This is a genomic window from Streptosporangium subroseum, from assembly GCF_900188345.1.
GTDB lineage: Bacteria > Actinomycetota > Actinomycetes > Streptosporangiales > Streptosporangiaceae > Streptosporangium > Streptosporangium subroseum.
The window spans coordinates 88,592-98,642 of the sequence record NZ_FZOD01000034.1 but is presented as its reverse complement, the minus strand read 5'-3'; the positions used below and the strand labels follow the sequence as shown (position 1 = coordinate 98,642).

The 10,051-nt window shown below is 66.9% G+C and carries 14 protein-coding genes; 9 read left to right on the top strand and 5 right to left on the bottom strand.

Annotation, left to right across the window (positions count from 1 at the left end):
- Positions 1–143 precede the first annotated feature (143 nt).
- Positions 144–512, top strand: a complete 369-nt coding sequence (locus CHC08_RS28770) for a PRC-barrel domain-containing protein (RefSeq protein ID WP_089210497.1) — start codon at positions 144–146, stop codon at positions 510–512.
- 287 nt (positions 513–799) lie between these two features.
- On the opposite strand, the gene CHC08_RS28760 is transcribed toward CHC08_RS28770, so the two are convergent.
- On the bottom strand, positions 800–1,438 hold the full coding sequence (locus CHC08_RS28760; protein WP_089210496.1) for a TetR/AcrR family transcriptional regulator: 639 nt from the start codon (positions 1,436–1,438) through the stop codon (positions 800–802).
- Positions 1,439–1,766: 328 nt separating this feature from the next.
- Here CHC08_RS28760 and CHC08_RS49795 point away from each other — a divergent pair, with 328 nt between their 5' ends.
- On the top strand, positions 1,767–1,922 hold the full coding sequence (locus CHC08_RS49795) for a hypothetical protein (RefSeq protein ID WP_179282267.1): 156 nt from the start codon (positions 1,767–1,769) through the stop codon (positions 1,920–1,922).
- 60 nt (positions 1,923–1,982) lie between these two features.
- Here CHC08_RS49795 and CHC08_RS28745 read toward each other — a convergent pair whose 3' ends face one another.
- On the bottom strand, positions 1,983–2,312 hold the full coding sequence (locus CHC08_RS28745; protein ID WP_089210493.1) for a YnfA family protein: 330 nt from the start codon (positions 2,310–2,312) through the stop codon (positions 1,983–1,985).
- Positions 2,313–2,754: 442 nt separating this feature from the next.
- The gene (locus CHC08_RS28740; protein ID WP_089210492.1) at positions 2,755–3,333 is read right to left on the bottom strand and encodes a TetR/AcrR family transcriptional regulator; all 579 of its coding nucleotides are present in this window, start codon (positions 3,331–3,333) and stop codon (positions 2,755–2,757) included.
- A gap of 91 nt (positions 3,334–3,424) precedes the next feature.
- Here CHC08_RS28740 and CHC08_RS28735 point away from each other — a divergent pair, with 91 nt between their 5' ends.
- The 4 genes from CHC08_RS28735 (at position 3,425) to CHC08_RS50835 (ending at position 5,258) form a co-directional block, all read left to right on the top strand.
- Positions 3,425–3,871, top strand: coding sequence for an anthrone oxygenase family protein (locus CHC08_RS28735; protein ID WP_089210491.1), 447 nt, complete (start codon positions 3,425–3,427; stop codon positions 3,869–3,871).
- Positions 3,872–4,120: 249 nt separating this feature from the next.
- Positions 4,121–4,501 (top strand): VOC family protein, encoded by a 381-nt coding sequence (locus tag CHC08_RS28730; RefSeq protein WP_089210490.1) that lies wholly within the window; start codon positions 4,121–4,123, stop codon positions 4,499–4,501.
- A 172-nt stretch (positions 4,502–4,673) separates the two neighbouring features.
- On the top strand, positions 4,674–5,099 hold the full coding sequence (locus CHC08_RS28725; protein WP_089210489.1) for a DUF4267 domain-containing protein: 426 nt from the start codon (positions 4,674–4,676) through the stop codon (positions 5,097–5,099).
- 15 nt (positions 5,100–5,114) lie between these two features.
- Complete coding sequence (locus CHC08_RS50835; protein ID WP_218825532.1) at positions 5,115–5,258, top strand: hypothetical protein; 144 nt, start codon at positions 5,115–5,117, stop codon at positions 5,256–5,258.
- Positions 5,259–5,507: 249 nt separating this feature from the next.
- Here the strand turns inward: CHC08_RS50835 and CHC08_RS28720 are convergent, their stop codons facing one another.
- Positions 5,508–6,422, bottom strand: coding sequence for an NmrA family NAD(P)-binding protein (locus CHC08_RS28720; RefSeq protein ID WP_089210488.1), 915 nt, complete (start codon positions 6,420–6,422; stop codon positions 5,508–5,510).
- A 251-nt stretch (positions 6,423–6,673) separates the two neighbouring features.
- Here CHC08_RS28720 and coaD point away from each other — a divergent pair, with 251 nt between their 5' ends.
- Together coaD and CHC08_RS28710 are read left to right on the top strand one after the other, a co-directional pair.
- The gene (gene coaD / locus CHC08_RS28715; RefSeq protein ID WP_089210487.1) at positions 6,674–7,105 is read left to right on the top strand and encodes a pantetheine-phosphate adenylyltransferase; all 432 of its coding nucleotides are present in this window, start codon (positions 6,674–6,676) and stop codon (positions 7,103–7,105) included.
- 118 nt (positions 7,106–7,223) lie between these two features.
- A complete protein-coding gene (locus tag CHC08_RS28710) occupies positions 7,224–7,445 on the top strand; it encodes a hypothetical protein (RefSeq protein WP_179282266.1) in 222 nt (73 codons plus the stop codon).
- A gap of 90 nt (positions 7,446–7,535) precedes the next feature.
- On the opposite strand, the gene CHC08_RS28705 is transcribed toward CHC08_RS28710, so the two are convergent.
- Positions 7,536–8,942, bottom strand: coding sequence for an amidase (locus tag CHC08_RS28705; protein WP_089210485.1), 1,407 nt, complete (start codon positions 8,940–8,942; stop codon positions 7,536–7,538).
- 244 nt (positions 8,943–9,186) lie between these two features.
- Here CHC08_RS28705 and CHC08_RS28700 point away from each other — a divergent pair, with 244 nt between their 5' ends.
- Positions 9,187–9,870 (top strand): DUF6461 domain-containing protein, encoded by a 684-nt coding sequence (locus CHC08_RS28700; RefSeq protein WP_089210484.1) that lies wholly within the window; start codon positions 9,187–9,189, stop codon positions 9,868–9,870.
- The last annotated feature ends 181 nt before the right edge of the window (positions 9,871–10,051 follow it).

Here is a 10,051-nt window from a genome sequence, read left to right as displayed (position 1 = left end):
AGCGCCTCCCCCTCGGCGCCGACCTCACGGTGACCGTGCAGCGGTGGCCGCCGTCCGCGCTCCGGCCCGCCACATTTGTTTACCGCGAGCGCGACGGGTAGGGCGATGGGTGCCCAACCATCGCCGAAGAAAAGAGTCTGGCCATGACCGAAAACGTGTGGGACTACCGTTCCGAGGCCCGTAGCGGCGACCAGGCACTGGATCTGGTCGGGTTCGACGTTGAGGCCACCGACGGCAAAATCGGCTCGGTGGACGAGGAGAGCAACGCCGTGGGCGACAGCTACGTCGTCGTCGACACGGGTTTCTGGATCTTCGGCAAGAAGGTCGTGCTGCCCGCCGGTACGGTGACCCGGATCGACCCCCAGGAGCGCAAGGTCTACATCTCCCGTACCAAGGAAGAGATCAAGAACGCTCCCGAGTTCGACGAGGCGACCTACAAGGAGCCCGACTACCGCGACAAGCTCGGCGGCTACTACGGCATCGGCCCCGGCCCCGGCCCCGGCGCCATGTAACCATTGGTCGTCGATGGGCTCTTCCCGCGAGGGAAGGGCCCATTTCACGTTGGGGATGGGGTTGGTGGATTTCGAGGAGGTCTTCACCGGAGAGGGGGTGACGGTGGTGAAGACGCCGCCGCGGACGCCCCGGGCGAATTGCTATGCCGAGTGATGGATACGCACCGTACGAGCCGAGTGCATCGATCTGATCGGCGAGTGTCACCGGGCTGCATAGCGGATCCCGTGAGACGCCAGGTCAGAGCGTGGGCGATGAGTTGAGAAGCGGTACAGGGGACGCAACGCTGCTACTTGTCATCGACACGATCATCGTGCTGGTCGAGCAGGGCCACCCGGGTGAGCATCTGGTGCATGTGCCGGCGGAAACGCAGCAACGTGCACGGATCGCCCGCGCCGGACCGCCGCCCCATCGAGTCCAGGACTCCGCTGAGCACGAACCCGTGGATACACCAGACCAGCGTGTACGTGATGAACTGCGCGTCGGCGCCCGCAGGGTCCGTCGCGGTGGACATGCTGTCGATGATGTGGGGGGTCATCGGCCGCACGTCGATCGCGTCCAGGTCGATGTCGCTGGCATCGGACATCCAACGGTGCATCCACAACAACGCGATCTCAGGGTGGCTGAGGCACAGGTCTAGATAGCTGTCCGCGAATCGCCGCAGGGCGGCCGCCTTCTCCTCGTGCGGGGCGGTCCGCAGCTCGTCCGAGCAGGGTATGACAACGTCGGCCCGGATCCGGTGGTTCTTCCGCATGACCTCCAGGTAAAGCTCCCGCTTGGTGGGGAAATACGCGCCGATGGTCTCCGCGTCCAGCCCGGCGGCCTCTCCGACCTGCTGGATGCTGGTGCCGTCGTAACCAAGCCCGGCGACCAATCTGGTCGCCACCTGCAGGATCAACTCCCGCTCGTTTCCTTCTGGAAAATCCATATTTTTGACCGTATGGCGGTTAGATTGAGGGGCCCACCACCGGATCGACAAGCACCGGCAAAAAAACCTACCCGACCCGGGATTCGCCGTCGCCTTGGTAATGAAGTATGCCTTCTGGCGGCGCGGCGGTTGGGAGCTGCTCGATATCGTGCCTCTGGCTGAGGAGGGACGAGCCGTCGTCCAGGGACGTGGGTAGTGACGAGCGGCGCTCGTATTCGTACGACACGCTTCTCTGGCCAGAGTCGCCTCGCGATGCGGGCACGTCGACAAGAATGGTCAGCGGGTACAGCATCTCAGCGCACTGATGACCGGACTGGCCATGCTACCGATGGCCATGATGCCAATGATCTCCTCGCCGCTGAGCGGCCGGGTCACCGCACGCACCGGGCCACACCTAGCCGCATGGACCTACCTCGCCGCATGGATGGGCATCGCCCTTATCGGGATGCTGTTCACCCGCACCGGACGAGCCGCTGAGGCCTGATCAGCCGGATGTCCTCAATGCCTCCGTTCAAGGTGCCGTGGCCTCGCTCAACTCTGACTGTCAACGCGGGGCATACATGATGACGGCGACGCCGATCAGGCACACCACGGCGCCGATGACGTCCCATCGATCAGGGCGGAACCCGTCAATGAGCATGCCCCAGGCCAGAGATCCGGCGACGAAGACGCCACCGTAGGCGGCCAGGATGCGACCGAAGTTGGCATCCGGTTGCAAGGTGGCCACAAAGCCGTACAGGCCCAGGGCGATGATCCCCGCCCCGACCCACAACAGCCCACGGTGTTCTCTCACTCCCTGCCAGACCAACCAGGCACCGCCGATCTCGGCGAGCGCGGCCACCACGAACAGCAGGAGGGAACGGACGACAGTCACAGCTGCGACTGTAGGGGATCGCTTTCGGTGGGCCATCCCCCGTCCGCCAGGCCGGAGAATGGCAGCGGGCAGCACGAACTCACCGCACACGCCACACCTGACGCGCCGGTCGTGTGGTCCTGCCCAGAGCCAGGTGCTCTGTCTGACGTTGTGGAGCGCGGCTGTACGTCATGGCCCCACCGAGTTCTCTGTCAGGCCGCCCCGCTTCGCCCACTTCCCAACTGTCTACGGGCCGCCACCGACGTTCGCCAGCATGCCCCACGGGGCGTACCCCTCTAGCCCAGTGCGTCCTCGCCCGGCGGGACTGGGTACGGCCCCGGCATTAGCGCGCCTCGCTCAGCGAAAATCATCGGTTCATGGGACGACAGGTTCCTCGGAGGCGATGCCGCGGGCAGGCAGCGGGGCCGGAAGACCCCGGCTGCGTGCCCGCCGGGACGGTGCGTCAGGCCACGGCGAGCCGGTCCACCAGCAGCTCCGCCCTCCGCTCGGACTCCTCCGGCGGCAGCCGTCCCGCCCGGGTCAGGGTCGCAAGACCGTGCAAGGACGCCCAGAACACCTCGGTGAACAGCCCCGGGTGGACACCGTCCCCGGCGACCTCGCCGAGAGTCTCCAGCAGCGCGGCGAAGGCGTCCTTCAGCGGCTCCGGGGTGTCCTCGTTCGCGAACGCCAGGCCGCCGTCGAGCTGGAACATGGCGTCGTAGACCACTGGGTTGCGCTCGGCGAAGTCGAGGTAGGCGCGGGCGAGGGCGTGCACCCGGGCGCGCGGGTTGTCCGCGGCGGCGGTCGCGGCCCGCACCGCCGCAGCCATCTCTGTGGCGCCCTGGAGGGCGACGGCGCCGATGATCTCGCGTTTGCCGCGGAAGTGGCTGTAGAGGACGGGCTGGCTGTATTCGATGCGCTCGGCGAGCAGGCGGGTGGTGACCGCGTCCCAGCCCTGTTGCTCGGCGAGTTCGCGGGCCGTCGCCACGATGAGGCGCTCGCGCTCCGCCCGTTCGCGCTGCTTGCGTTCCTGTACCGACATGATGAGATCCTAGCATCGCTAGACAAGTGAGCGACAGCAGTACTAGTGTTGCCTCATCATCTAGCGGCACTAGATATCAAGAGGGGTCACCATGCTCACCGCACTCGAGGTCGTCACCGTCGTGGTCGTCGGCGTGATGGTGGGGGTGGAGTTCTCCGTCGCCTTCGTCATCAACCCGATCCTCAACGCACTCCCGGAGGACAGCGGCCAACTCGGCCGCGCCCATGGGGGCCGGATGCTCGGCGCCGTGATGCCGGTCTGGTACATCGGCTCACTCGTCCTGAGCGCGGTCTGGGCCATCGCCGGATGGCACCACGACGGCGCCGGCCTCGTCGTCATCGCCGGCGCGCTGCTGATCCTCAGCGTGATCATGTCGCTTCTGCTGCTGGTCCCGATCAACAACCGGGGCAAGACGTGGACCCCTGACAACCGGCCCGCCGACTGGAAGGAGCAGATGAACCGCTGGGACCGCTTCCACTACGTCCGCGTCGCCGTCATCATCGCCGCCTTCGCCCTGCTGGTCGCCGCCCTCGCCTGAGCCCGCGGGCTCAGGCGCCTGGTCGTCAGCCGCAACCGCTCGGCCGTGCGCCCGAAGTGCGGCAGCGCCACCTCCATCTACACACATCTTCGAGCAGATCGACGTATGACACGGCAGCTGTAGCCGGAGGAGGGCAGCCGGAGAAGCCCTCCCCTCCCCCGGGCGGTCGCGCAGCCATGCACCATGCCGGGTCGCCAAGGCCGCCGAGCACCCCACCACGCGTAGCCCCGTCCCTGAAAAGGAGTCACTATGACCGTGGAACTGAATCACACCATCGTCCCCGCCCGTGACCCGCAAGCCTCGGCGCAGTTCCTGGCCGAAATCCTCGGCCTGAGTGTCGATCCGCCAGTGGCGCACTTCACGCCGGTCACGCTGGCCAACCAGGTCAGCCTGGACTACGACCAGCTGGACGACTTTGAGCCACACCACTACGCGTTCATGGTCAGCGAGCAGGAGTTCGACGCCGCCCTCGCCCGCATCCAGCACGGTGGAATCACCCACTACGGCGATCCCGCATGCCACGAGATTGGGCAGATCTATCACAGTAAGCACGCCAAAGGCCGCAGGGGCACTTACTTCCACGACCCCGACGGACACCTCATGGAGATCCTCACCCCGGGCGGCAGCTAGCCACCGAAATCCCGACATTCGGGAATGCAGCCGCCGCTCAGATCCCACAACTGCGATGCCGACGAACCACGCCCCTCGATCAGCCGCGTCCGCGCGGCTGATCAGGCTCCACACGACTCAGCAAGCTCCATGAAGCTCACCAAGCTGACGAGGACTCGCAAGGAGAAGAACAATGTCACTGAAGAAGATCAACACCATCCTGGCCACCGCCTTCATCCTCTTCATCCTCTGGTTCGGGGTGGAGTTCATCCTGAGCCCGGAGACGATGGCGCCGGGCTTCGGCCTGCCGAGCCGGCCGTCCGGCGACGGCGGCGGCTTCCTGATCATCAAGGGAATCCGCGACGTCGTCTTGGCCCTGGTCCTGGGCATCCTGCTGGTGACGGGCCACCGCCGGGCGCTGGGCTGGGTGCTGCTGGTGGAGGCCCTCGCCGCGTACGGCGACATGGCCACCGTGCTGGCCCACCACGGCTCCGTGGCCACCGCGCTCGGCGTCCACGGCCTGACCGCGACACTGATGGTGATCAATGGCCTGCTGATAATGCGCGAGACCCGCAAGGTCGCGGCCGCTCCGGCAACGCCCGCCCCGCAGCCCGCCTAACGCCGCCTTGGGCGCGTGTCGGTATTCGCCTGTCAGCGCCCGCCGGGAAAGGCGAGGTGCACGATCTTCTTCCAGTACGCTCGCTGCTCGACGCTCGGCCAGGAACTCGACGCGCTGGCCAAGCACGACATCCCCCGGGACAAGGTCTTCAGTGGGTAGATCGGCACGTGATGATCTACCGCAGACAACTGCCGAGTATCTGTGGTAGCCGGACCATGATGACCCCATGGAGCAGGTGAAATTCCTCCGAGAGCGGCTGACTTCACGCGGTTATCTGGGATAGCGACCCGGCCTGCCGTTCCATCGGTCACGCAGCGCGCAGACGCACGATCCGGTTCCGATGTTCCTCACACCCCGGTACGTGCATCGAAATCCTCCATTGCGTGGCCGACGCGGCTCACCCGCGGCTCAGCCCAGGTAGAAGTCCCTGCGAGCGGCCACGAACGCCTCGACCGTCTGGGCGGGCACGCCCGTCACGCGTTCGACGTCGTCGGACGCGCCGTCGTAGCGGTTCTCCTGGTGCAGTCGGATCAAAACGGTGGCGAGGTGCTGTTCGACGTGCGGCGGCAGGCCCGCCTTGGCGAGCACCTCGGCCCGCCACCGCTCCAGCGGCACATCCACATAGGCCACCGGACGCCCCAGCGCCCGCGAGAACTCCTCGGCCATCTCGGTCATGTCGGCCATGCGGGGCCCGGTCAGCTCGTAGGCGTGCCCGATGTGCGGAGCCGGGTCACGAAGCACGGTGGCGACCACCCGAGCGACGTCGTCCACGGCGACCGGCGCCGTGCGCCCGGTAGCGAACGGTAGCGCGATGGTGCCGTTCTCCCGGATCGATCGGGCCACCAGCGTGGTGAACAGCGCATTTTCCAGGAAGAGTGTCGGCCGGATGTGTACCACCGGCAGGCCCGACCAGTTCAGTACCTGCTCCGCCAGCCAGTGCAGCCGGTGCTGGTGCGACTCTGTGGTGCCGGTGCCGGTGGCGGCCATCTCCGACACCGTCATCTGTGACATGCCCACCAAGGCCTCCAGTTCCCCGCGTTCCCGCGCCACGGTGGCCACCACGGTCGCCGCCAGCAGATGCTCCGGCGACACGGGCATCGCGAAGTACATCCGCCCGACCCCCTCCAGCGCGGCCGCGACGCTCTCGGGTCGGGTCAGATCGCCGACGACCACTTCCGCGCCGCGCGCACGCAACCGGGCCGCGCGCTCGTCGTCGCGGCGGACCATCGCGCGCACCGGCACATCCTGCGCGCGCAGTTGGTCGAGGACCGCGAGGCCCGTGCCACCGGCGCCAGCGATGAGGACAAGGTTGCCGGCAACCATCGGTCGCTCTCCTTCTGATATTTCACCTCATTTCCTGGGCGTCTTGCTTCCTCCCCCGGACTCCCTCAAGCCACATCTAAAGATCCTTCATCGATATTTGGCGCGCTGTCCCTGGCCGATTCCGGGACGATCGCAATCTTGAGAAAGATCCCCAGATCGAGGCGTCCCGGCGGTGGGAGTACATCGAGGTCAGGATCCAGCCCATATACGCCCACAACCCACATATCGGCCGCTTGTTAGTCTTTCCGATCATGCGAGCCCTCTTCCCAGGATCCTTCGACCCGGTCACTCAAGGGCACCGGGACGTTCTCCGCCGCGCCGCGCTCCTGTTCGACGAGGTCGTCGTCTGCGTGATGTCCAATTCGAACAAGACCGGCCGCTTCCCCATCACCGAGCGGCTGGACCGGCTCCACGCGGCGGCAACCGGTCTGAGCAACGTCACGATCGACTCCCACGCCGGCGGCCTGCTGGCCGACTACTGCCGTCGAGGCGGAATCGACGTCGTCATCCGCGGAGTCCGCAACGTTCGCGACCTGGACTACGAAATGCCGATGGCCCATATGAACCACGAACTGGCCGGAGTCGAAACGTTCTTCATCGCCGCAGACCCCGCCCAGGCCCACATCTCCTCCACCCTCGTCACCGCGATGAGTCGACAAGACCCTGGAGCGTGTCCTGAATGATGATCCGAGCGAGCTTCTTCCAGCAGGTGAGGGCGGTTGCGAGGCCGTAGCCCGACAGATTCGAAGCACCGTCTGGTGTAGCCCAAGAATGGGCCAGGTGATGCCCTTCACGCGAGGGGTGGCTGCTTTAGCTGTGGGGCTGGTCGTGCTGACCGGGTGCGGAGAGACCCCGTCTCAGCATGGCGAGCGGCTGCGTAAGGCGGCCGGGGTGACCGCCTTTCGGATCACCTGCACCAAGGACATCTGGGAACGCACCAAGGAGTCGATTCGAGGTGTTCTGCTGAAGGCTCTCGACGTGGATGCCTCCGACCTGCGGACCGGCGCGCGCCAGGCGAGGTAGGGCCTGTCCGCGCCGCCCTCGGCCCGGCGCGGACGGGCACTTCGAGAGGGGCGCTGTTCGCCGCTCCCGGCGTGGGGCCCCTCCCGGCCGTCAGAGGGCGGGGTGCTGGTTGCGGACCGGGCTCAGCGACTCCAGCAGCGAGGCGATGTACAGGATCGTCGACTCTGAGTGCCAGTTGGCCGCCAACTGCACAGCGATCGGCATGCCGTCGCTGCTCGTGCCGAACCGCATGGACAGGGCCGGGAGCCCGGTCAGGTTGAACGGGACGGTCGCCGTCATCACATGGAAAGCGTCCACCGTCCGGCCGTCGATGGTGAACTGTGTAAGCCCGTGCGCGTGCGCGGGGATCGACGTCACCGGGAGCAGCAGCGCGTCGTACCGCTGGAAATACTCCGCGAAACCGTCTCGAAGCCGCTCGATGCCCTGCTCGGCCAGGACGTAGTCCTCCATGGACGTGTCGGGTGCGGCGAGCATGGACCTGGAGTACGTGAACATCTGGTCCTCGTGACCGGCGGTGATTTTCCGGAACGCCGGCTTCATCTCCATGATGTGCTGCCGGGTGAAGAGTTCGAGAGGGTTGTCACGCTCAAGAGCCGGGATGCTCACGGCCTCAACCTGGACCCCCGCTCCCCGCAGGGCGTCGGCGGCCTCCTGGACAGTTGCCGCGACCTCTGCGTCGATCGGACCGAGTCCCGAGTCGACCAGCCAGCCAACGCGGACGGGCCGGTCCGGCGAGGCGCCCAGGCCCGCGTCGAACTCGCGCGGGACGGTGGCGAAGCCGTCGGCGCCGTCGGGGCCGGCCAGTATCGAATACGCCAGTGCGAGGTCGCGGATGGTGCGGGCCATGGGACCGGCGTGCCAGTCACGACGCGGCTCCCGTGGCCAGACCCCCGTCATCGGGATGCGCCCGTGCGTCGGCTTGAGGCCCGCGATACCGGTGTCGGCTGCCGGCCCGCGCACCGAGATGGACAGGTCGCTTGCGAGCCCGAGCGGCGACATCCCAGCAGCGATCGCCGCGGATTCCCCGCCGCTCGACCCGCCGGAGCTGCGGTCGAGGTCCCAGGGGTTGTTCGTCCGGCCCGTCAGAAGATTGTCGGACTCGATCCAGTATGCGAATTCTGGGAGATTGGTCTTCGCCAGGAGAATCGCACCGGCGCCCTTCATGCGGGCCACGCTGGTGGCGTCCGTGTCCGGGATACGCCCCGCGAAGATCGGTGAACCGCGCTGGGTGAGCACCCCGGCGGTGTCGAACGAGTCCTTGACCGTGAAGGGCACGCCGTGGAGCGGCCCCACCTCCGCGCCCGCCGCGAGCTCCTCGTCCGCCGCCCTCGCGGCGTCCAGTGCACCGTCGGCAAGCGCGACGATGGCGTTAATCCTCGAATCGGCGGCTTCGATGCGCTCCAGGTGCGCCTGAACCACCTCAACGGAGGAAGCCCTCCTCGTGCGGATCAGCTCGGCGAGCTCGGTCGCGTCGCAGTAGTTGAGATCTGTGCTCATGATGGATCCCCTTTTACTAGAAACAGGCTGCCCGGTCCCGGTGCGCGGCAGGCAGCGGCGGCTCATCAGACATCGTGGCGCTGCATCTCGGAATCGACCCCGCAACGCTGGCCGCCGTAACGCCTTTCTGACCTGGCGTTGACGAGGTAACTCCCAGCACGGTCGACACGCTTGGTCTGGCCGGTTCTGCCGCGCCTCTGGGATGATCTCGACGATCCATTCCCGCCGAGCGAAAGGGCCCTACTTGAACACCGAACGGCCACCGACCGCCGACCTGCGCGAGCACTACCGGCGACTGATGAACAGCACGCAGTGGCTCGACGGGGGCATTTGCTGGACGGCGGTGGTCCCCGACGACGGGCGAGCGCTCACCCTGGACCAGGTCGCCGCCCGGCTCGCCGGAAACACGTCCTACCGGTTGCACGAGCCGGCGCCGCTCGACGCCATCGGGCCGCCCGAACGCGACGCCTACCCCATGCTCGTCGACCGGTGCGGCTCGACCACCGTTCTCTTCGAGTGGGACTACCTCGGGGCGAGCCCCGTCGTGCTCCGGCGGCTCAGTGAGGGCGCGCGTGTCTACAGCGCCTGGTGGAACGTCAACGCCAACAATCTGCTGAGCTTCGCGGCCGGAGGCGAGCACGTCCTGGCGATCGACGCGCTCTTCCCCGGGCTTCAGGAACACCATGCCGGCCTGGCCCGATGGCCCGAACTGCAGGCGATGACGGACTTCTTCGCCGAGCCCGAGCCCGAGGACCTCGACGAGGACGAGGACGAGGACGAGGACGACCTTGATGATCGCGCTGACTACGACTGGAGGGCCGCCTGCCTCGCGGTCATCGACCGCACCACCGGTGCGCGGCTGACCGGCGAGTGGCTGGAGCAGCCGCATCCCTACGTGACGGTTCGGATGCTCGACGCGACTCGCTGACCTCTGCCTTGGCCGCCTCATGGGGGCCCGGTAGTAATCACGGCAAATCCAACAGATATACCCCTGACCTGCACTGATGAGGGCATCGCATAGCTGGTGTGCCGCTTGGTGGACGCGGCGGGTTGGGTCGAGCAGGCGCACGTTTCGGTTCGGATGTTCTTCGCGGCGTGAGTGTGTCGGA